The 21,580-nt window shown below is 52.1% G+C and carries 18 protein-coding genes and 1 pseudogene; 8 read left to right on the top strand and 11 right to left on the bottom strand.

The window, feature by feature from the left end; translation table 11 throughout:
- Positions 1–4 precede the first annotated feature (4 nt).
- From IPI86_RS19930 to IPI86_RS19915, 4 genes are all read left to right on the top strand, one after another.
- Positions 5–1,348: a diguanylate cyclase gene (locus tag IPI86_RS19930; RefSeq protein ID WP_345299771.1), complete on the top strand. Its 1,344-nt coding sequence runs from the start codon at positions 5–7 to the stop codon at positions 1,346–1,348.
- Between the two features lie 43 nt (positions 1,349–1,391).
- Positions 1,392–2,474 (top strand): alpha/beta fold hydrolase, encoded by a 1,083-nt coding sequence (locus tag IPI86_RS19925; protein WP_345299770.1) that lies wholly within the window; start codon positions 1,392–1,394, stop codon positions 2,472–2,474.
- A gap of 50 nt (positions 2,475–2,524) precedes the next feature.
- Positions 2,525–3,292 (top strand): enoyl-[acyl-carrier-protein] reductase FabL, encoded by a 768-nt coding sequence (gene fabL, locus IPI86_RS19920; protein WP_345299769.1) that lies wholly within the window; start codon positions 2,525–2,527, stop codon positions 3,290–3,292.
- A 154-nt stretch (positions 3,293–3,446) separates the two neighbouring features.
- Entirely contained in the window at positions 3,447–4,355 is a 909-nt protein-coding gene (locus IPI86_RS19915) for a diguanylate cyclase (RefSeq protein ID WP_345299768.1), read from the top strand.
- An 11-nt stretch (positions 4,356–4,366) separates the two neighbouring features.
- On the opposite strand, the gene IPI86_RS19910 is transcribed toward IPI86_RS19915, so the two are convergent.
- Positions 4,367–4,744 carry a hypothetical protein gene (locus IPI86_RS19910; RefSeq protein WP_345299767.1) on the bottom strand — a complete coding sequence of 126 codons (378 nt, stop codon included), beginning with the start codon at positions 4,742–4,744 and terminating at the stop codon, positions 4,367–4,369.
- A gap of 153 nt (positions 4,745–4,897) precedes the next feature.
- Positions 4,898–5,266, bottom strand: coding sequence for a response regulator (locus tag IPI86_RS19905; protein ID WP_345299766.1), 369 nt, complete (start codon positions 5,264–5,266; stop codon positions 4,898–4,900).
- Between the two features lie 203 nt (positions 5,267–5,469).
- Here IPI86_RS19905 and IPI86_RS19900 point away from each other — a divergent pair, with 203 nt between their 5' ends.
- Entirely contained in the window at positions 5,470–5,979 is a 510-nt protein-coding gene (locus tag IPI86_RS19900; RefSeq protein ID WP_345299765.1) for a DUF3597 domain-containing protein, read from the top strand.
- 138 nt (positions 5,980–6,117) lie between these two features.
- Here the strand turns inward: IPI86_RS19900 and IPI86_RS19895 are convergent, their stop codons facing one another.
- The 4 genes and pseudogenes from IPI86_RS19895 to IPI86_RS19880 all read right to left on the bottom strand — a co-directional run bounded on the left by IPI86_RS19895 (position 6,118) and on the right by IPI86_RS19880 (position 9,519).
- Entirely contained in the window at positions 6,118–6,357 is a 240-nt protein-coding gene (locus IPI86_RS19895; RefSeq protein ID WP_345299764.1) for a GDCCVxC domain-containing (seleno)protein, read from the bottom strand.
- A gap of 259 nt (positions 6,358–6,616) precedes the next feature.
- A pseudogene (locus IPI86_RS19890) lies at positions 6,617–8,249 on the bottom strand (DNA methyltransferase); the annotation flags it as partial.
- Positions 8,250–8,380: 131 nt separating this feature from the next.
- Positions 8,381–8,728, bottom strand: coding sequence for a hypothetical protein (locus tag IPI86_RS19885; RefSeq protein WP_345299763.1), 348 nt, complete (start codon positions 8,726–8,728; stop codon positions 8,381–8,383).
- Between the two features lie 386 nt (positions 8,729–9,114).
- Positions 9,115–9,519, bottom strand: coding sequence for an HU family DNA-binding protein (locus IPI86_RS19880; protein ID WP_345299762.1), 405 nt, complete (start codon positions 9,517–9,519; stop codon positions 9,115–9,117).
- A 225-nt stretch (positions 9,520–9,744) separates the two neighbouring features.
- On the opposite strand from IPI86_RS19880, the gene IPI86_RS19875 reads away from it, so the two are divergent.
- The gene (locus IPI86_RS19875) at positions 9,745–11,157 is read left to right on the top strand and encodes a PAS domain S-box protein (protein ID WP_345299761.1); all 1,413 of its coding nucleotides are present in this window, start codon (positions 9,745–9,747) and stop codon (positions 11,155–11,157) included.
- Positions 11,154–13,124 carry an ATP-binding protein gene (locus tag IPI86_RS19870; protein WP_345299760.1) on the top strand — a complete coding sequence of 657 codons (1,971 nt, stop codon included), beginning with the start codon at positions 11,154–11,156 and terminating at the stop codon, positions 13,122–13,124. Before IPI86_RS19875 ends, IPI86_RS19870 begins: the two co-directional genes overlap by 4 nt.
- Positions 13,125–13,135: 11 nt before the next feature.
- Here IPI86_RS19870 and IPI86_RS19865 read toward each other — a convergent pair whose 3' ends face one another.
- The 5 genes from IPI86_RS19865 to IPI86_RS19845 all read right to left on the bottom strand — a co-directional run bounded on the left by IPI86_RS19865 (position 13,136) and on the right by IPI86_RS19845 (position 19,959).
- On the bottom strand, positions 13,136–14,806 hold the full coding sequence (locus tag IPI86_RS19865) for a CapA family protein (RefSeq protein WP_345299759.1): 1,671 nt from the start codon (positions 14,804–14,806) through the stop codon (positions 13,136–13,138).
- 99 nt (positions 14,807–14,905) lie between these two features.
- A complete protein-coding gene (locus IPI86_RS19860) occupies positions 14,906–16,654 on the bottom strand; it encodes a CapA family protein (RefSeq protein WP_345299758.1) in 1,749 nt (582 codons plus the stop codon).
- A gap of 131 nt (positions 16,655–16,785) precedes the next feature.
- On the bottom strand, positions 16,786–17,901 hold the full coding sequence (gene menC, locus IPI86_RS19855) for an o-succinylbenzoate synthase (RefSeq protein WP_345299757.1): 1,116 nt from the start codon (positions 17,899–17,901) through the stop codon (positions 16,786–16,788).
- A gap of 126 nt (positions 17,902–18,027) precedes the next feature.
- A complete protein-coding gene (locus tag IPI86_RS19850; protein ID WP_345299756.1) occupies positions 18,028–18,558 on the bottom strand; it encodes a zinc ribbon domain-containing protein in 531 nt (176 codons plus the stop codon).
- A gap of 129 nt (positions 18,559–18,687) precedes the next feature.
- A complete protein-coding gene (locus IPI86_RS19845; protein ID WP_345299755.1) occupies positions 18,688–19,959 on the bottom strand; it encodes a DUF3048 domain-containing protein in 1,272 nt (423 codons plus the stop codon).
- Between IPI86_RS19845 and IPI86_RS19840 the strand changes: the two genes are divergently transcribed.
- Positions 19,958–21,580, top strand: a complete 1,623-nt coding sequence (locus IPI86_RS19840; protein WP_345299754.1) for a hypothetical protein — start codon at positions 19,958–19,960, stop codon at positions 21,578–21,580. The two genes, IPI86_RS19845 and IPI86_RS19840, sit on opposite strands and share 2 nt — an antisense overlap.

The raw sequence follows: 21,580 nt of genomic DNA, 5'->3' as shown, positions 1-21,580 counted from the left end.
ATTAATGAGAACCACCTTTTGGCTAAAACCATCCCTGGCAAGACAAATAGCCATTCGCATGAGCCTGCTTGCGGTTATGGCGGTTCTCCTATTGACCTATCAATATACAATTCGTGAATGGGAGTATTCCCAAAGGGAAATGATCTCCCAATCCGAGTTACTGTTGAGTACGATCTCCTTAACTTTGCGTGATCCGCTATACAATCTTGAGATCGACGAACTAAAAGACCTGGCTGGAAAGATCGGGGAAAATCCGCAGATCACAATGTTCATTGTTTATGACAAAATGGGAAGGATCCTTGTCAACTCGGAAAAACCTGAGCTGGAATTTTCACAAGAGGTGGATGAACTCGGCTATAACCTGGTGACCACCCCCACAGACGAACAATACATTGCCTGGCAATCCAACCAACTGGTAACGGGCAGGGGAATCAGGGTCGGCAATCAAACCATCGGTGCAATCGCGATCGGTTTCTCCACACAGCGGCACGACCAAAAAGTAAAAGACCTGACCCTGCAAGGGTTGGCCCTCGCTCTCATCGTCATTTTCCTTGGCGGGTTATTCACTTTCGGTACAGCGCGCAAGATCACTTCGCCGCTGAGCGAGCTGGCCAATGTGGCAAATGAGATGAAGGCGGGCAATCTCTCCATTCGGGCGAACCAGCCCAAGGTCGATGATGAGATCGGGCAACTTTCCACAGCATTCAACCAAATGGCTGCGTCGATCCAGCAACGCCAGCTTGAATTACGGGAATTTGCAGATGGGCTGGAAAGAACCGTCAACGAAAGAACCGCTGAGCTTCAGGAACAGGCCAAAATTTTGGAGGAAATGGCGATCACCGATCCGTTGACGCAGGCGTACAACCGAAGGCAATTCTTCAAACTTGCAAAGATCGAAATGGAACGGGCTCAAAACACAGGCGTGCAATTATCTGTGATCGTGATCGACGCCGATCATTACAAACGCGTCAACGATACTTTTGGTCACCAGATCGGCGACCTTGTTTTGATAAAGCTGGTTGAAATATGCCACGGAGCCATTCGCAAGACCGACGTCTTTGCGCGATATGGCGGTGAAGAATTCGTCATCCTGATGCCTGAAACGGACTCTGAGACCGCCAGAGTGATCGCGGAAAGGATCCGCGAACGGGTTGAAAATACCAGGCTGCCTGTAAATGGTCAGGTCGTGCAGATCACCATCAGTCTTGGCATTTCAACTTTCAACAATATGCAGGAATTAAGCTTCGATTCATTATTGACCCAGGCAGACCGCGCATTGTATAAATCCAAGCGGACTGGCAGGAATCGAGTCACCGTTTGGGCGGAGGAGGTGCTGATGCCAGGTTAGAAAACCTGCCTTCGCCTCATCTTTACCGGCAGGAACCCTTAACATGGTAAAACGACTTTATTTGTTCTCAATGATCCTGCTTCTTATTGCTTGCAGTACACAATCCCCACAGCCTACGGCAACTCCGCTGGCCAACACTGAAGTCGCCGCCACGCAAACCATCCCCCCGTCACAAACAAGCCTTCCAACCGCCACAGCGACATTTACGCCGCTCCCTACAGCGACGCCTGTTCCGTACCCGATGAGCATCATCGCCATGCGGAATGGAGATTACCCCGGCAGCCAGATCACCATCGTCAAAGAATTGGATCGCGGCTTGAACTATCGCCGCTATTATTCCTATTATCTCTCAGAGGGTTTGAAGATCTACGCACTGCTCACCATCCCAAGCGGCGAACCGCCCGAAGGCGGCTGGCCCGCGATCGTTTTCAATCACGGCTACATTCCTCCCGATGTGTATCGCACAACGGAACGCTATATCGCCTATGTGGACGAGATCGCCAAATCTGGTTACGTTGTCTTTCGCATTGACTACCGCGGACATGATGCTTCCGAAGGCGAACCTACCGGCGCGTATGGCGACCCAGGCTATCAAATCGATGTGTTGAACGCAGTCGCATCCATCAAACAATTGCCCGATGTAAACCCCGACAAGATCGGCATGTGGGGACATTCCATGGGCGGCTATCTCACACTGCGCGCCATGGTCATTTCGCAGGATGTAAAAGTCGGTGTGATCTGGGCAGGCGTGGTGGCTTCCTACCAGGATCTGCTTTATAACTGGCGGCGCACAGGCTCATTCACCCCATCACCCAGTTCGCGCGGAGTGGGCTGGCGCACAAGATGGATCGAAGAATTTGGCACGCCCGAACAGAACCCAGCGTTTTGGGATTCGGTCTCGGCCACATCCTATCTCAACGATCTTTCTGGACCGTTGGAACTGCATCATGGAACCGCAGATGAAGACGTCCCTTTGGATTTCTCGATCCGCCTCGCTGAGCAGGCACGGAATGCAGGCCAAGTTGCCGATCTGTATATTTATGAAGGTGACAATCACAACATCTCGGCCAATTTCTCCATCGCCATGGAGCGGACGATTAAGTTCTTTGATTCGTACCTGAAATAAAGCTGCATCGTATAATATCCGCACGTATCTCAGAAAACGAGCACCCAAACATGTTTCAAAACAAAATCGCACTTGTCACCGGCTCCGGCCGTGGAATTGGACGCGCCATTGCCCTGCATTTCGCCAAACACGGCGCAGACGTGGTCATTAATTTCTTTCGCAACCGCGCGCCTGCTGAAGAAACCGCACGCGAAGTTGAAAAGCTCGGGCGGCGCGCCCTGCTCGTCAAAGCGGATGTTGGCGATCTCGACGACCTCAACCGTATGTTCGATGAAATTCAAGCGGGGTTTGGCGGGCTGGATATTCTCATCCACAATGCGGCTTCGGGATATAACCGCCCTGCGTTGGAGCAAAAGCCCAAAGGCTGGGAATGGACGATGAATATCAATGCGCGCGCTTTGCTCTTCTCGGCGCAACGCGCCGCGGCGTTGATGGAAAATCGCGGCGGCGGGAAGATCGTCAGCATTTCGAGCGCGGGGGCTTCACGCGTACTGCCAGATTATGTCGTTGTCGGCGCGAGCAAGGCCGCACTGGAAGCGCTCACCCGCTATCTGGGCGTGGAGTTGATCTCAAAGGGAATCAATGTCAATGCCGTGTCACCAGGCGTCGTTGAGACCGATGCGCTGCATCATTTCGCGTCGATGGGAAATCAAGACAATATCCTTCAAAACTTTATCGCACAGGTTCCAGCGGGCAGGTTGATCACGCCCGAGGAAGTGGCCGAGGTGGTTGCGTTTTTGTGCACGCCTGCCGCCGCCATGATCGTGGGGCAGACCATCGTGGTCGATGGCGGATATACGCTTCCCATCCCGAAGTAAAGCTGATTCGTTCAGAAGAAACTCAAGGAAATAAATTCCGCCTGCTGGCGGCCAAAGTGCGGACAGCCCCAATCCTGCTTTCAACTTTATGGGTTCTGTAACAACTCTGTAAGGTGTTATTTGATTTACAAACAGCTATGATGGGAGCATGAATATGTCTCTGAAATCTCAGTTTCACAAAAGCCTGATAGATAACTTGTACGACGGGGTTTATTTTGTGGACAAGGACAGGTTGATCACGTATTGGAACAAGGGCGCCGAGCGCATTACAGGCTACGAAGCTGAAGATGTCATCGGTCACTATTGCCACGCCAACCTATTGGATCACGTGAACGATGAAGGCTGTCACCTTTGCGCGAGCGGATGCCCCTTGCTGGCAACGCTCGCCGACGGCGAACCCCGCGAAACGGAAGTACACCTGCGCCATGCGGATGGATACCGCGTGCCCGTGCTGGTGAGAACCTCCCCCATGTACGATGAGCAGGAGCGGATCATCGGTGCGGTGGAGGTCTTCAGCAACAATCAATCCCTTCTAAAAATGAAGGAGCGTGTGCATGAACTGGAAAAGGATATTTTTCGCGACGCGCTGACCAAAGTGGGGAATCGCAAATTCCTGGAGTTGAAGATCAATACAGCCCTGCAGGAATTTCACCAGCATGATCTTTCGTTTGGACTGTTGTTCGTTGACGTGGATCACTTCAAAGCCATCAACGATACCTATGGACACCAGGCGGGCGACCATGTTTTGCAGAACGTGGCTGAAAGCCTGGCGGGACATTTACGGAATACGGATGTTTGCGGGCGCTGGGGCGGGGAGGAATTTATCGTGCTTCTGCAGGGCGTAAACTTGAACAGCATTTCGCGTATTGCCGAAAAGCTGAGAGCCATGATCGCAAGTTCGGTCATTACCGTCAATCAGGATGAGCAGGTTTCGATCACCGCCTCGATCGGGGCGGCTGTCGTTCGCGATACAGATTCGATGACCTCCCTCGTCGAGCGCGCCGATCAATTAATGTACCAGAGCAAGCAATTGGGAAGAAACCGCGTGACGCTGGAAGAATAGCAAAACCCAGCTCATTTTTTCAGCCAGGCTTTGGCTTCTTCAATATCGTGAAACAGCCTGATGTGATGGCTGCGGTTGCGCGCGACAGTTTCATAAAAATCAAGGACATCCTGATTTTCTGAAGCGACAAATGCCCTTTTGAAGGCATGGATTTCCAGCCCTTCGGCCGCGGCAAATTCGACTATATCTTGTGGAAGATTGAAAGTTTGCATAACCGTCACGTTCAGTTCCGCCTTGCTCAGGTCGGTGAGGATGCGGAAGCAGTTTTCGCGCTTCGCTGTGCGGATGATATTCACCGCAAACTCCCTTAACTCAGCCAGGTTTACTTTCCCCGTAATCCCTGCCATAACCATATTTTCTACAGCGTCGTAGTCAATAGAGTATGTCATACCGCCTCGCTATCGAACACTGGATGATGGATGCTCCTCTTGCTTCAAGGGGCAGTGTTGGTCTGAATACAGGCAGTATACACAATACCCCCCTTTTTGGGATATGAAATTTTACCGCAACGGACAGCGACTCAATTCCCCGGGATAACCTTGTCAATTAAGAGTTTTTCCAGCGGCGGCCCGCAGATGTTCAGCCACCCGCCCAGGGATCTCTCCCTTGCTAATAAACATATCAGCGCCGACGGTGAGCGCGGCTTGGTGACGGGCTTCCAGGTGACTGATGAGGACGATGACCAGCAGGTTCGGGCAGGCCCTTCTCAATTCATCCAGAGCCGCGTGGGGGTCACGGGGGAGCAACCCCGAATCTATCACCAGCATATCCGTATGGCAATTGGGCACATGGGCCAATGCGGTTGACCAATCCCCAGCTTCCCCTGCAATTTCCATATTCATATCCAGCAACAATAAACGCAAGGCTTTGCGTTCAAGAAGTATTGCGTCGGCAAGAAAGACCCGTGTCATATATCCATAGTATAGCAAAAGCGCTCATCCACCTTCCCCCACTTGGGGGAGAATTACCAGCCAAAGGCATCGTCTCGTCCGCTTTTGATGCGGAAGCATGGTTCTGCCTCTAATAGAGTTATAATTAAATACGTAGGGAATGTGGTCCGATAAAGATCGGACCCAAGTCATATTCATCTCAAACCATATAAGGAGTAAACATCATGGGTTTCTTCAGTACAATTCTTGAAAAACTTGGGATCAAAAAGGACGAGCCTGCTCCCACACCTGTAAGCGCTCCCGCCAAGATCGTTGCTTCTGAAAGACCAGCGGGGCCTTTGGCAGCTGGTCAGGCCGCGGCAGCTGCCAAGGCCGCAGCGGACAAGGCAGCTGCGGACAAGGCGGCTGCGGACAAGGCAGCGGCGGCAAGCACAGCGGCGGCAGCTGCTGCTGCGGCTGCGGCCCCCAAAGCCATTTCAGTAGTGGATGTGGTCAAGAAGCTTGAGGATCTTTCTGTTGGATCAGAACTCGATTGGAAAGTCTCCATCGTGGATTTGCTCAAAGTTTTGGGCATCGACAGCAGCCGCGAGGCACGCAACGAACTTGCGACCGAGTTGGGCTGCCCCGCTGACCTGATGAAAGATTCAGCGAAAATGAATGTCTGGCTTCATAAGGAAGTGTTGAGGAAAGTCGCCGAGAACGGCGGCAATATTCCCCAAACACTTCTGGACTAGAAATAAAGAAGACGCCTTCGTTAGAGCGAAGGCGTCTTCTTTATTAGACTTCTTGCAAAAGTCACATTTTTACCGCGCTCAAGGCGGCGTCCCCGCCGCCGAGGACTGCGGCGGGAGCACTTATGAAAATACAATCAATCATCCCGCCCGTGGACTTCGATCTCCCGTTTCACCATTTTCTGCCTGCAATTCGCTTTGCTTCGAGGGACAGTGTGTATCGGAATACGAACAATAAACACAACAATCGCCCGCCTTTGGACGCAGGAGTACGCCGCAACTGGCGCATGGATAGAAAACCACTCAGGTATCAGACGGCATTTGCTCGGCTTTGACAAACCCGCAGTGCGGACAAGTGACGATCGCATGTAATTCAATCACTGTTTATCCTTCCACAATCCCAATCTCTTCTTCCGTGAGACCGTACAACTCATAGACAAGTTTATCAATCGCCCTGTCCGTGGACTCGATCTCCCGTTTCACCATTTCCTGCCCCCTCCCAAGACACTGTCCTCCCACACCCCCTCAACACGCCCACACACGGACCCACCACAACCACCTTAATAAAACCTGCGGAGCGCCTTTCCAGCAAAGGCATTACAGGTACGTTCTTCCATCCAGCCCACAACTGTGGCCTCTAATAATCAGGCCCGATCAAGGAATTTCCGCATTGAATGTTTCGGCTCAGGTCGGGCAGTACCCGTTCCTGTAACAGTGATAACTGCGAGCCGATGGTCTCCTGACTTTCACCTTCCAACACCTTCAAGAGCAGCGAGAGCTTGGTCACTTCCACGGCTTGTGCGTCAATGTCCACGCCGTAGATGTTGTTGAGCAAAATATCCTTCTTCTTAGAAGTCGTCAGCCGATAGCCGTCTTTGCTCTGGAAGATGGCAGGGGCTTTTCCCGTCAGCCATTTTTCAGGAGTATTCTCAACGTACCATTTCAAGTGCCAATCCAGCAAATACTGGTAGGCTCCCAGTGGGAAAGTCCCAGACCCGCAGGCAGGGTCAAGAATGCGCAGCTTCTCGGCATCCTTCGGCGTCTTGCCTTCCAGCAATTTTCCAACCGTGTTTTGCACAATGTAATTCACAATGTAAGTGGGGGTGTAGTACACACCGCCCGCCTTGCGTACTTCGGGTTTTTCCTCCACCTTGGCTTGGTGCGAGGCCGTCAGGCGGATGACCTTGCCGAGGAAGCGTTCGTATACCTGCCCTAAAATGTCAGATGGGATTTCACGGAATACATACGGGCTTTCGGGATAATACAAATTCTTGAGGATGTCCTGCAAAACCTTGTCATCTATATTTAGAGTAAGTGTCAGGCTGTCGGCTGCTGCGGATTGATTCTTCTCGTCTGTAAAATGGAACAGGCCAGAGTTATAGCGCGCATCTGCCCGTTTGAATAACTGGCATAAACCAGCGTAAACCGACCCCCTCCCGTCCTCCCCCAAATCCGCATTACTGTTACGCCCTGAAGACTTCTCCCCTGCGGATTTGGGGGGCCGGTGCCAATTCTTTTAGCTGCCCATCCCGTTCCACACCTCGGTCTTCGCAAATCCGCAGGAACACAATGCGGTCAATCGTCATCTGCACTGCGTAATTCAATTCACGCACGTTCAGGCTTTCATTCCGCAGGGCAATATTCTTTGCCAGCAGATCGCGCCAGCGTTCGATCTCGATCAGGAAGGCATCGTCCACTTCGGTGGTGCCTTTTTTGGTTTTCATTCCCTCGGCATACTGATCGAACGAACCTTTTAGGACTGCATCCCGTGAGAAAATGGCGGCGATCTCATCCCATTTCTCAATGTAATCCTTGTAACTATACAAAGCCACACGTCCCACAGAAGCCTTGTCCTTTTTATCGGGCTTGTTCCTGCAATCGTATACCGCGAACTCTTCAAAGTCTGTCAGGATGGAAATAGGCAGTTTCGCAGACCAGGCATAACGCCGTACCTGAAAGGCAGGCTGGATATTATTTTCAATGTTGACTGCGGGTTTTTTAGCTTCCACAAAGAACTTACGCTGACCGCCAATGCGAAAGGCGTAATCAGGCGCTTTATTTTCCCCTTCAATTTCAAGGCTGTCTTCGTGAATGACATCCTTGTACATTTCAGCATACCCCTGTTTATTCAATATATCCCAGCCGAGCGCCTCAAAGAACGGGTCTAAAAACTCGCGCCGAAGTTGTGTCTCATTGTATTTCCCAGCACGATACGACTCGCGGTTATTCTCAAAACGATCCACCAGTTGCTTGATAATTTCAGGAGTTGTCATTGGCTTGGTTTTCCCTTTGCCTGATTATATAGCAACAGTCCCCATCCTAAGGGAACTGTTACGGGATGATCTGCTTTGAACTCTCGACCTTACGGACCCGAACCGTGCGCTCTGCCAGGAGAATCCGAAGGTCAAGCATGCCGAATGGAGTTTTTATTTCCCTCAAAAAATTGCATCGCTTCCTGTTGCTGGTCTGAAAGCCGCAATGACAAAATGGCATCTTGTAATGTAGAAACGACTTTAAGTTCCAGGGTGTTTTTCGTTGAAATCGAATAAATGGCGTCAACCAGCAAATACAGCGATTTACTGGGCGTCACCAAAATCTGTCGTTCAAGCTCTGGTCCTTGATCAGGCAGCTCGTTGAGATAACTAATGCTCCTATACATATCTGGCAGATCAAAATCCAACTCGCTTGCCATCATGTCGATCACGGTGCCCATGCCCGTTTCTCTGCGGAAATCAAGGCTCGAGAGTTCCACGACCTCAAACAATTCCTGCGCTGTAACCAACCCAGACAGATAATATATACGATCTTCAAATCAGAGCCGATATTGTAATAAACAGGCATTTTAGGGCGCTTTCCGTTTTGGGTTTCGAAAACCGCACTAGGCGATTTATGATAATAAGCTTCGATTATACGCAGTTTTATTGTAAAATTGTCAAAACATCCGTATATCTTTATAAAAACATCAGCTTGCAAAAGTGCTCTCGCCGCCGTCCTCGGCGGCGGGGATGCTGCATGGCAGGACGACAAGGTACGGGCGGGCTAAAAAACGTCCCGACATCTTTGTAAAAATGTCAGTACATCTTTATAAAAATGTCAGTACATTTTTGGGAAAATGTACTGACATTTTTTAGTTCCTTCCTACTCCTGCGGCGCGGCAGGTTCAGATGTCTTTACAAATTCGATGGTATCCAGCACCTTCTTGAACTCTTTGCCCGCGTTGAAGCGCGGCAGCACGCCCTTGATGTGGACGGCGCGTACTTCCTCAGGGGTGGCTGTGCCTTCGGTTTCCGTCCGCAGCCAGAAATTGCCGAAATCGCCCAGCTCCACGATATTGCCGCGTGAAAGCTCCTGCGGGATGACGGTCAGCAGGGCCTCCAGCACCGCCATCGTATCGGCGCTGCTCAGGGTGGACATCTGCGAAACCGTCTGCGAAATCTGCCGCAGGGTCACCCGTCCGCTCGATAGAATGGACGGATAATACTTCTTCGGCGCTTCGATATCGCCTGGCTTGCCTCGTTCCACTACATTGTATTTGACGCTCATGAGATTTACCTCCTATGTCTCTTATTCAGGAGGACATCCGTATCCCCCCGATTTCGGTTATTTTATAAAATTTTATAAAATTGTCAAGCGTAAAAAAACAAACAGGGACGAAAATCATATTATTAACAGGAAATAGGGGTGCTATACTCTTTTCATGTCTTGTCCTGTTTTTTTGGGGCGCTTTTTAGCACTGGCAGGCTGTCCCGTTCATTCATGGAGTACCGAATGAAATCAAGCAATAACACAACCCCGCTGCGCACGGCATCGATCTATGCAGTCTTTGGTTTCCTGTGGATTCTGTTTTCAGATATCCTGGTGGAAATAAATAACAGCCCCGCTGCAACCTACAGCCATATTACAACTCAAACCCTGAAAGGCTGGCTGTTCGTTTTCGCAAGCGCCAACCTGATCTATTTCCTGTTGCGCAGGGATATGAAAACCCTGCAAGAGCAGCAAAAACAGATCCGCTATCAGGCGGGGCTGGTCGAAGATGTTTCCGACGCGGTCATCTCCACCGATATGCAATTCCACATCCTGAGCTGGAACGCCGCCGCCGAACGCCTGTATGGCTGGGAAGCCTCCGAAGTGCTCGGCCATAGGCTGGCCGAATTCGTTCAAACCGAATACATCAACACCCCGCGCGAAGAGATCATCCAGACCGCCATGCGACAGGGCAGGTGGATGGGCCAGGTCAGCCAGAATCATAAAGACGGCAGGCGCTTCTTCGTCTCGACCGCGCTCTCGCTGGTAAAGGATGAGGATGGGCAGCCGATCGGGTTCGTTGCCGTCAACCATGATATTACCGAGATCAAACGCGCTCAGGAGCAAACCATGATGCTGGCGCGCTTCCCGACAGAGAATCCCAACCCCGTCATGCGGGTCAATCTGGATGGACGCCTGACCTTTGCCAACCAGGCCAGCGCCCCCCTGCTTGAATTATGGGACTGTCAGGTGAACGAGCATCTTCCACAAGAGTTCATGGAACGTATCGCAGCCTCCGCACTTGGAAACACCCCCGACTTGACCGATTTGCAGTGCGGCGAGCGTATCTTTTCGGTGACGATCACGCCCATTTACGGGGGAAATTATGTCAACATCTACGCAACCGACATCACCGAGAGCAAACGGGCGAATAACGCATTACAGGCGAGCGAATTACGCTTCCGCGCGCTGATCGAGCACGGGCTGGATAACATCTCCCTGCTGGCCGAGGATGGAACCCTGTTATGGGAAAACCCCGCCGCAACCCAGATGCTGGGGTATGTGTACGATCAATTCAAGGGGCATAATATCTTTGAACTGCTCCACCCAGACGATCTGGAACGGGTGCAGATGCACTTTGCAGACCTCCTCGGCAAACCGGGCAAGGTGGCGCACAGTTCATTCCGCCTCAGGCATTCCAATGGCTCCTGGCTGTGGGTGGAAGGGGTCGGTACCAACCTGCTGCACGAACCCAGTGTGGGCGCGGTTGTGATCAATTATCGGGATGTCACCGAGCGCGTGTTGGCCGAGGGAAAATTACAAAAAGCGAAGAAACCCCGCCCTCGTTCGCGCCTCCGCCCTGCAGCATCGCCCGTGACGGGGGCCCCGTCACCGAACGCAGGCAGGTGGAGGAAAAACTACGCGAGAGCCAGTTGAAACTTCAGTCGATCATCGATTATTCCCCTGCGCTCATTTCGATCAAAGACTTGAGTGGAAATGTCATTTTGGCGAACCAGAGCTTTTCCGAATTGGATGCGCCGCCGCTCAATGAACTGATCGGCAGGAATGTTTTCGATCTATTTCCCGCGGAAGTGGCACAACAGCTATGGAACAATGATCTGGCGGCCCTGCAGGCCGACGGGCCTGTTCGGTCTGAAGAAACGGTTAAACATAAAGACGGGGCCTGGCACACGTATTGGACGGTCAAGTTTCCAATTTATCTTGAATCAGACCAGCCCTTCGGCATCTGCGCCATCTCCAACGACATCACCGAGCGCAAACGGGCAGAGAAGGCCCTGGAGGAATCCGAACGCTTCGCCCGCGCAACGGTGGATGCGCTCTCCGCACACATCGCCATCCTGGATGAAAATGGCGTCATTCTGGCGGTCAACCATGCCTGGCGCATGTTCGGCCTGGAAAATTCGCCAAACAATCTACAGTTGAACGTGTGCGAAGGCGCAAATTACCTGTCTGTGTGTGACGCAGCAATTGGCCCAAATTCAGCGGGAGCCGCAATCATGGCCGCCGGTATTCGCGCGGTCATGGAGGGTGAACGTGAAGATTTCTTTCTCGAATATCCCTGCCACTCTCCGCTCGAAAACCGCTGGTTTGTCGCGCGGGTCACACGCTTTCCCGGGGCAGGCGCCCTGCGCATCGTGATCGGCCATGAAAACATCACCAAACGAAAACAGGCCGAGGAGTTGATCCACCAATACGCCAATCAACTTGAACTGCGGGTGGAGGAACGCACAGCGGAACTGGTCCGCGCCAACCGCATCAAGGATGAATTCCTCGCCAATATGAGTCACGAACTCCGCACCCCGCTGACGGGCATTCTGGGCGCTTCGGAAATGCTGTTGGGCGGGTATCAGGGTGAGATCAGTGAAAAACAGGCACTGACCGTCGAGATGATCGCCAACAGCGGCCAGCACCTGCTTGGGCTGATCAACGACATTCTGGATGTCTCCAAGATCGAGGCGGGCAAACTTGAGCTCAAACTGGAAGGCATCCTGGTGAATGATATCTGTCATTCGAGCCTGGCTTTTGTAAAGCAATTGGCGGTGAAGAAATCCATCACGGTCGAGTACTCGTCCGCTTTGAATGCTCAACGAATTTTTGCAGACCCCAAGCGCCTGAAACAGATCCTCGTCAACCTGTTGAACAACGCCGTAAAATTTACCCGGGAAAAGGGATCCGTGCATCTCGAAGTATCGAGCGACAGCGAAGCAAACTGCATCGTTTTTTCCGTCACAGATGATGGTATCGGCATTTCCCCCGAAAACCTGCAAAAGCTATTTGCTCCTTTCGTACAGGTGGACAGCAGTTTATCCCGACAATATGAAGGCACAGGGCTGGGGTTGGCTCTGGTAAAGAAATTGGTTGAGCTGCATGGCGGCCACGTCAGCGTGGAAAGCGAATTGGGCAAAGGCAGTCGTTTTCAATTCACAATTCCCATCCTTGCTACAGACATCGCCGACAAAGAAGGCGCACAAGCAGTCGAAAGCCTCCCGCCTCAAAACGACTTTGCCCCAAAAGAGAAAAACAAACGCATTCTCATTGCCGAGGATAATGCCGTCAATATGATGGTGTTGAGTGATTTCCTGGGCGCAAATGGCTATACCATTATCAAAGCTCCGGATGGATTCGAGGCCCTGAAACAGGCACGCGAGCAAAAACCAGACTTGATCTTGATGGACATTCAAATGCCGCGCCTGAATGGGCTTGAAACGATCAAGGGTCTCCGCGCCCACCCTGAATTGGCATCCATCCCGATCATTGCACTCACCGCCCTGGCCATGCCCGGTGACCGTGAACGCTGCCTCGAGGCAGGCGCAAACGAATATATGACAAAACCTGTCGGTCTGAAAAACCTCCTCGAAATGCTGGAGCGGTTTTTACAGTAATCTAAAATCGACTACGGCAGTGCGATCGGCGTAAGCGTCACCGTTGGCTGCGGGACGGGAGTCGGCTGCAAAGGCATCCAGCCGCTGTAATAAAAATAGTCAGAGAGAAAAGCCGCCCGCTCAACATCGGTCATCGGGCGCGGACGTGAGTAATCCTCCAACATCGAAGTGAGCAATTCAACGCCAAGATAACGGCCGTCATAGAATATGTGACGGTCGTGAAATTCGCGCCGCGTTTCATCAATGGTTTCGCCGTTCGGGAGGATATAAGTCATCTGGTCGAAGAACATGTTCCCCAGGCCATAATGAATGAAAGCGTCGCCATGAAATTCCATCACATGGGGAAAATGCGCCTGACTTCCACTGACGACCGTCGCGCCTTCATCGGCCACTCTGCGAAAACCTTCCTCATGGGTATAGCACGGCCCGGGTGAATAACATTCTTCGTGTTGAAAAGTGAAGATCACGTTATAGCCCTGCGCTTTCAAAGCCTGCATCTGATCGCCAAAAAAATCATAATCACACAACGCGGGGCCGGGGCTGGCAACACCCGCCTTCGGATATTTCCCTTCGCGTTTTCCATTGCAGCCCATGAACGCGATCTTATTTCCATTGACTTCCATCAATACAGGCTGGCGCGCGTCCTCGGCATTGATACCGCCGCCGTAATACGGCAGGTTATTTGCCTTGTAGATCGCGAGCGTATCCAACAGCGCCGCTTCACCGCGGTCTCGAAGGTGGTCGCCTGTCACTTCCACAACATCCACACCCACATCCTGCAACAACTCCATATAACTGGGATCGCTGCATAAAATAAAATTGCGATACCCAGAGCTTGGATACGGGCAATCCTTATCGAACGTGACTTCATTGCTGATGTGTGTGATATCCGCCTCACGCAGCACATCGCGAATGAATTCAGCGGGGAAGGTCACACCTCTCAGCTCCATGGTCACAGCCGTTGCACGCACAAGCGCGGTCACACCGGTCAGGATCACAGTGGTTAATTTGGATGGATCACGATTGGTTGAAGGAAGCGCAAAGGCATCTGCCTGTGTCAACCCGAAATGAATCTTCAACGGGTACGCATCGGCATCGAAATTTTTCCGCAGCGGTGATTGACCGTCCACGCTGAGCACTTTCCACTTCGGTTGGATTTCTTCAAATGGGATGATCGCCCACGCGGATTCTCTCCACGCGGTATCCAGCAACTCACCCGACGGAACGCTTCTGACTGCGCCCGAAGCGGGTTCGCCCCAAACAGCAGCAAACGCCCGCAGGGTGGATTCTGCCAATAGAACGCTGTGCCCATTCAACGGTCCAGCGGGAACGCCTTTCCAGGTGGAGAGTAAATCTTGATAGGCCACATCATCCGTCACCGTAGGAAATGGCGCGACAAGGGCATAAATCCACAAAGAGCCTGAGTCAGAAATATCCAATTGATTCGTGGCAAGTGCGGGGTCATTCGTAACGGGTATCCCCCACGATTTCGTGGCTTCAAGAATTGCGGCAGGGACGCCGGGGTGAATCCACAAGGCGGAAGGCATGGGAGTATTCGTGACAGCAGGCGGCGGAGTCACCGAAGGAACCGTAGTATTTACAATAACAACGGGTGTACTGGTGGCAGGAGCACACGCCGCAAGCAGGGCAAGGCAAATAAAACAAACGAGAATTTTTTTCATTTATGATCCGATATCGGTTTAGTTGGCCTGAGCATTCTACACAAAAAGCAGAATGGACGCTAGGAGCGCCCATTCAAGTTTGAAACCATCAGGATTTTTTTACTGCCCCACTTGCAGGAAGCCCCAATCACTTTCCTTGAAAATGTCGGTCAGGAATCTGGTGCGCTCAAGCTCGGTCATATAACGCGGACGGGCGTAATCGGTGAGCCAGGCTGTGATCAATTCCACGCCAAGATAGCGGCCATCATAAAACACGTGGCGGTCAATGAATTCGCGTTCAGTCAGGCGCGGACCTCTCTTGGCGATCTGATCGAAGAACAGGTTCCCCAAGCCGTAATGGATAAATCCGCCGTTATAGAATTCCATTTCCTGCGGCACATGCGCCTGGCTGCCGCTGACAATGATCGCGCCAGCATCGGCCATTCTGCGGAAATCGATGATCTGCTGCGGGCGCGCCTTGGCGGTATCGAACTCATGATATTGGAAGGTGGAGATCGGCAAATATCCCTGTGAACGATAATAGGCGATCTGCCCGGTCATGTAATCAAAGTCACATGGCACGGCACCGGGGATCGTGTCGGTTGCACTGGCATAGATCGTCTTGTAATTGCAGCCGATAAACATGATCTTGTTGCCATTCACTTCCATCAACAATGGTTTGCGACCATCTTCCAGATTGTAACCACCGCCATAATATGGCATGTTGTATTGCTTGTAGATATCAAGCGTTTCATACATGGCAGCTTCGTCATAATCGGCGAAGTGATCGCCCGAAAGCTCGATCACATCGGTACCAATATCCATTAAAAGCTCCATGTAGCGAGGGGAACTACAGAAGATCTGCTTTTCCTGATTGGGGTCCGGTGATGGACAGCCGCCATAGAATGGAACTTCATTGTTGATATGAGTAACATCTGCTTCACGCATCAGGTCGCGGATCGCCTCACCGGGATAGGTGATGCCCTTTACATCCATTGTCTTTGCCGTGGCCCGCACCATCGCGGTGACGCCGGTCAAGATCACGGTGGCAAGTTTGGCTGGGTCACGGTTCTGGTAGGAGAAATCCAGTTCATCGGGCACTTGGCATGGTTCGGAACAAGTCAGCCGATACGTCACCGTAAGCGGATAAATGATCGAGTCGAAACTTTTTTGAATGGGAGATTGCCCATCAATGGTCAATACTTTCCACTTTGGTTCGATCTGTTCAAATGGAATGATCGCCCAGGCGGGCATTTGATTCCAGGCGGTATCGAGTAACTGATCCGCTGGCACCACCTGCACGGTCCCAGCCGCAGGCGCGCCCCACAGCGTAGTAAATGTCATCAATGTGGATTCTTCCATCAGAATCGGGATGCCTGCAAAGGGTCCGAATGAAGCGCCGCTCCAGACGGAGATCAATTCCTGTGAAGACACTCCGTCAATAATGGTCGGGAAAGGCGCAACAAGCGCATAGGTCCAAGTGGAGGAATCCATCGCACCAGTGATGGGCTGGGCAACGTCAATGTATAAATTGGCTGAGGATTGATTGGTGGTCAGCACCTGAAAACCCCAGTGCTGAAGTTTTTCACGCAATGCCACCGGCGTGGCCGGGCTTGCCCAAACCTGTGCGGCATTCAACACCACCGGTGTGGGCGCGGCTGTGGGAGGCATGGCTGTGATCGTCGGCGCGAGGGTCGGCACGCGGATCATCACCGCAGGGGTCGGCAGAGAAAAAGTTGGCGGAGGTGGAGGCGCTCCCCACAGTGACGGCTGACAGGCTACCAATGACAGAATACTGATAAAAAGAAAACCGATACGGGTGGCATGTCGGCCATTTCCGTTCACACGACGTGAAAAGAGAAAACTCATTCCAGTAGAAAGGGTGTCTAATAGTTGGTTTTTGATCTGCTCAAAAAATATAATGCGAGGCATCTTCATGCTTCGCATTATATGAAGCAAATGCGGTTTGCTTCAAAATAATATCAATACAGTTTTATTTATTATGAACTTGCAACAATTGGAAGTTCATTGAGCGTAAATAGTTTCAACGCTTCCTGGTCGATGGTCATGCCAAGGCCGGGGCCAGTGGGCACATCGATGGTCGAATCGGGGTTTAGCACAAAGCGTTCGTTCGTAATATCCCGCGCATAATAGCGGTCTGACGCAGAGACATCGCCGGGCAGCACGAAATTCGGCAGCGACGCCAGCGCAAGATTCGAAGCACGCCCGATCCCCGTCTCCAACATACCTCCGCACCAAACAGGCAGGGATCTTTCCAGGCACAGGTCATGAACCATCACACCTTGACTCAATCCGCCCAGCCTGCCCGCCTTGATATTGATCACACGGCACGCATTCATCTCGATGGCATAACGCGCGTGGCGCGGTGAAAGGATGCTTTCATCCAAACAAACGGGGGTGTCGAATTGTTCCTGAAACTTGTGATGGTCCCAAATATCATCTTCGAACAACGGCTGCTCGATCAACAGCAAATTCAACTTATCGAGCGGCTTAAGGGCGGGCACATCGCTCATCGAATAGGCGGAATTTGCATCCACCTGCAAGCGCAGATTTGGGAATGCATTTCGAACGGCGACCGCATCCTCGACATCCCTGCCCGGCTTGATCTTGATCTTCACCCGCGCATAACCCTGCTCGATAAAATCCGCCGCGGTTCTGACCAACCCTTGAGCTGATTCTTGAATCCCAATGGAGACTCCCACCTCAACCTTTTCACGCACCCCGCCCAGCATCTCGCGCAAAGACTTGCCCGAACGCTTTCCCAGCAGATCCCAGATCGCCATCTCCACACCAGCCTTCGCGAGGTGATGACCGCGAATCCCCGAAACACGCATTTGAAAATCCGCGGCATCTTTGACATCAACGCCCAGAATCAGCGGCAGGACGAAATCCTTGAGAATATGCATGGCCGTGCCGGTGGTCTCGTAGTTATAGCCCGGGTCGCGAGTGGCAACACATTCACCATACCCAATCAATCCCTCCGACCTCAATTCGATCAGGACACATTCACGGTCCGTTTCGCGGCCAAAGGAAGTTTCAAATGGAGAAACCAGCGGCATGCTTAAGTGATGAAGTACTGCAGAGTCTATTTTCATTTTAGGATCCTTTATTTTTATAACTACAAGACCACGAATCGCTTCGGGCGTTGATGCGCCCATGCAGATTCGTGGTCTTGAGTTTTGTATTTAATATTTGAGTTCAGCGGCACTCATGTTTCTTGATCAGGTTGCAGAATCGATCTTCACATCAGCCTGTTCGTCAGCCATTTTCAGGTTGCGCAAGGCATCATCCATGCCCGTTGACTCGAGGCGCATACCCGGCGCAGGCGTTCCGCAATACGGACAGATATTCCAAGGCAGTTCCATGAACTTTCCGCAATTGTGACAGGCCTTCTTCAACTTGGTATGACAATTCGGGCAGACCTGCCAATCCTCTTTCACACGGCGCTCGCAGCCCGGGCAAAGCGGAAGGTCTTCCAACGCCTGAAGTAGAGCTTCCTCTTCCAATGTGCGTTGATATTCCTCCTCCAAAGTGCGCGGCGGACGCAAGATGAGATAAACAAGCACGCCCGGAAGATTCAAAACCGCCACCAACAAGGCAGCCAGTGTCTGTGTCAATGGGTCGCGGGCACGGGCCCGGATATCGCGATACGTCCACACCACCAGGCTGATCCACAAGGCGGCCAGAAATGCTCCACCGAATGCGGTCAGGACAAGCGTTAAACTTCCAAGGAAAACGGGGTCAAAAGTCATGTCAGCTCCAAACGAACGCGGATGCGATGTATTTTATCGCTTGTCACATAATTTAGTAAACTTTTTTTCAAGATCAAGCGGCATACCGCAATCCAATATTAGATATCGAAAATTGGGAGGGGGTATCATTCACGGCGTTTCGAATTTGAAATGCCAGTCGTTCCCGTCCTGAGTATATGTGGAAGTAAATCCCATCACCTCGTAGAAGGTGCGGCCGGGGCGTAAATAGATCGGGCTGCCATCCAGATTGGTAAGCAAAAGCGGCTGGTTGACATCGGTGCGTTCCCATTTGGCGGGGGTCACAAATCCATCGCGAAAGACAAAGGCATTCCCTGAATCGATCAGGTCAATGTGGTAGACCTCGTCTTTTGCGTCGAATTGATTCGCGAAAATATGCGGCACAAAGATGACAACGATATTCTCCGCGTTCACGGGCAAACCCGTTTGAGCATCTGAAAGAGGCGCGTATGCTTCAGGCTTGCCATTCAACATATCATTCGCTTCCTGAAAGCGGAAATACTTGTGGGTAATGACATCGTATTCCCAGTAGTTATAGCTTTGCCTGGAATAGTACGAAAAAATACGTGTGGCTGTCGTCGAGGTTTCCATGGCTTCGTCGGAGAAGAATCCGCCGCGAATGACCTGGGGTGAATTATCGAGTCCCTTGCTGGCGGCGCAGGCAGCCCATTCGGGTGTGTCAAAAAAGAAATTGTTGTAATCGTCACGCTTTTTGTCAGGGCCAAAAACAAACGGCGGACAACCCGAGCCGCCCGGCACCACCAGAAATTCGTTCAAGGTGGAATTCTGCAAATATGAATACTCGCGCGGGTCGGCAAATTTAAAAACGAGAAACGCATTGTACATACGTGCGATGTGTTCATCAAAATAGCGTCCCGAACGTACAGGGCCAACCATGGGAGAGTCGTTTCCGTACATGACGGCGATAAAGCGCGTATCGCCCCATTCGATGTAATATTCGTAAACGACATCCGCCAGGGTCAGCCCGGATTGCGGGCGGATGGTGTCCGGTGCGTTCGCAACTTTGATGACCATCGGTCTGCGGTTGAGGAGGGAGGGGTCATTAACAGGCAGGCCGGTCAGCGGGTTGTTGATGTTCATCAAGCTGAAATCTGCGGCGGCTCCGCTGGAGGATGGATCCACGAGTACCGGGGTCGGTATGTTTTCGATCGCCGTGTTTTGCCTTGGCAAAGGGGTATAGGTAGGCTCAGCGGGGACCGCCGCCGGGTCAACCAGCAGGACGGCAGGCTCGATCACGGGTTGAAAAGGCGTCAGGGTTGGAACGGCTTGGGGAACAGAAGCAGGCAGCGGGTCCGGCGCAGATGCGCATGATGTCGCCAGAAAAACAACCAATAAAGTGAGGATGCGCCTTTGAAAAGTCATGTTCACGATTGTACCAAATGCGAATCGGGGAAAGTATGCCAACAATAAAACTGATACAATTGTTCATTCCATGTTGATCTTAATTTCCTGTCTGCTTCTTTTTGTGACTGCGCTGATCCTGCTGGGGCTGAGTGTGGCCCAGCCAAATGCGCGATATACCTGGCTCGCGGCAATCGGAGGCGCAATGCTTGCCCTGGCAAGCGTGTTTATCTGGCTCGCTCAAATGCCAGTGGACCTTGTGTTTCCCGCGTGGCAGCCGCTTGCTTTGTTCCAAAATCCGATCCTGTTTCGCGCAGATGCAGTTTCGTGGCCATATGCGATTAGCGTCGCTGGCATTACATTGACCATCCTGCTGACAGCGGTGGCGAGGCCAAATTCGACGAGTTCGTATGCGTGGGCTGGCGTGCTCGCCCTTGGCGGGCTTGGAATTCTGGCAGTCACAGCGAACAACCCCTTTACGTTATTGCTCATTTGGAGCGCACTCGACCTTTCCGAACTCATCACGCAACTGCGTTCTGTGGATGGGCCAAAGAACAATGAAAAAGTTGTTATTTCTTTTTCCACGCGCGCGCTCGGCACTTTTCTTTTGCTATGGGCAAATATTGTAAGCATTGCCCAGGGCAGTTCATTTGATTTTCAATCGATCGCGCCAAGCTCTGGCTTGTATTTCGTTGCAGCGGCAGGGCTGCGACTGGGTGTATTCCCCCTGCATCTTCCGTACTCATCCGAGTCTGTATTGAGGCGCGGGTTTGGAACCTCCCTGCGTTTGATCGCCGCCGCATCCAGTTTGGTGCTGCTGGCACATGTTCCCGCCGGCAGTTTGAGTTCGGGCGCTACGCCATTCTTATTGGCACTTGCGATCATTGCTGCTGTGTACGGCGGTTGGATGTGGCTGCGCGCTCCAGATGAATTGACGGGCCGCCCTTATTGGATCATCGGCATGGCGGCGCTTTCGATCGTCGCCACACTCAACGGCAATCCGCTTGGCGCAATCGCATGGGGATGTGCGCTGATCCTCGTCGGCGGCGCTTTGTTCCTTTCCTCCGTTCAACACACGTGGTTGAATCGCGTTCTGCTTTTCGGTGCCTGGAGTCTTTCGTCTCTGCCATTTTCACTTACAGCCAGCGCATGGCTTGGTACATTGAACTTTTTTATTCCTTTCGCAATTGCAGCGCAGGCCTTGTTGATCGCAGGGTTGATCCGCCACACCCTGCGGCCCGGAGAACGAAGCTCACTCGACTCACAAGAAAACTGGACCAACCGCGTGTACCCGGCAGGGATCATTTTGCCCATCGCGCTGCAATTCATTCTTGGATTTATCGGATGGGACGGCGCGCGCCAGATCGGGGCATGGCTGCTCGCTGTGATCGTTTCACTCTTAACCCTTGGGCTGGTTTGGGCGACACCGCGTTTTCGCATCCTCAACCCGATCCGCGCTCATTGGGTGAATCCTGCAAGCTCAAACGCAACCAACATGTACAGCAGTTTCTGGAGCGTGTATCGTATTTTCGAGAGGATCAGCCTCGCCATTACTACCGCGCTGGAAGGCAATGGCGGCGTCATGTGGACTTTGCTTTTCCTCGTTCTATTTATCTCACTTCTATCACAAGGGCTTCCATAG

It is taken from the genome of Candidatus Villigracilis affinis, from assembly GCF_016705895.1.
Lineage (GTDB): Bacteria > Chloroflexota > Anaerolineae > Anaerolineales > Villigracilaceae > Villigracilis > Villigracilis affinis.
The sequence above is the reverse complement of the archived record's forward strand: the minus strand, read 5'-3'. Positions and strand labels throughout refer to the sequence as shown.

Coding starts and splice junctions, on each gene's coding strand:
- IPI86_RS19850 (WP_345299756.1), bottom strand. CDS start 18,558: ATGACTTTTGACCCCGTTTTCCTTGGAAGTTTAACGCTTGTCCTGACC.
- menC (WP_345299757.1), bottom strand. CDS start 17,901: ATGAAAATAGACTCTGCAGTACTTCATCACTTAAGCATGCCGCTGGTT.
- IPI86_RS19860 (WP_345299758.1), bottom strand. CDS start 16,654: ATGAGTTTTCTCTTTTCACGTCGTGTGAACGGAAATGGCCGACATGCC.
- IPI86_RS19875 (WP_345299761.1), top strand. CDS start 9,745: ATGAAATCAAGCAATAACACAACCCCGCTGCGCACGGCATCGATCTAT.
- fabL (WP_345299769.1), top strand. CDS start 2,525: ATGTTTCAAAACAAAATCGCACTTGTCACCGGCTCCGGCCGTGGAATT.
- IPI86_RS19865 (WP_345299759.1), bottom strand. CDS start 14,806: ATGAAAAAAATTCTCGTTTGTTTTATTTGCCTTGCCCTGCTTGCGGCG.
- IPI86_RS19925 (WP_345299770.1), top strand. CDS start 1,392: ATGGTAAAACGACTTTATTTGTTCTCAATGATCCTGCTTCTTATTGCT.
- IPI86_RS19845 (WP_345299755.1), bottom strand. CDS start 19,959: ATGACTTTTCAAAGGCGCATCCTCACTTTATTGGTTGTTTTTCTGGCG.
- IPI86_RS19915 (WP_345299768.1), top strand. CDS start 3,447: ATGTCTCTGAAATCTCAGTTTCACAAAAGCCTGATAGATAACTTGTAC.
- IPI86_RS19930 (WP_345299771.1), top strand. CDS start 5: ATGAGAACCACCTTTTGGCTAAAACCATCCCTGGCAAGACAAATAGCC.
- IPI86_RS19905 (WP_345299766.1), bottom strand. CDS start 5,266: ATGACACGGGTCTTTCTTGCCGACGCAATACTTCTTGAACGCAAAGCC.
- IPI86_RS19910 (WP_345299767.1), bottom strand. CDS start 4,744: ATGACATACTCTATTGACTACGACGCTGTAGAAAATATGGTTATGGCA.
- IPI86_RS19900 (WP_345299765.1), top strand. CDS start 5,470: ATGGGTTTCTTCAGTACAATTCTTGAAAAACTTGGGATCAAAAAGGAC.
- IPI86_RS19880 (WP_345299762.1), bottom strand. CDS start 9,519: ATGAGCGTCAAATACAATGTAGTGGAACGAGGCAAGCCAGGCGATATC.
- IPI86_RS19840 (WP_345299754.1), top strand. CDS start 19,958: ATGTTCACGATTGTACCAAATGCGAATCGGGGAAAGTATGCCAACAAT.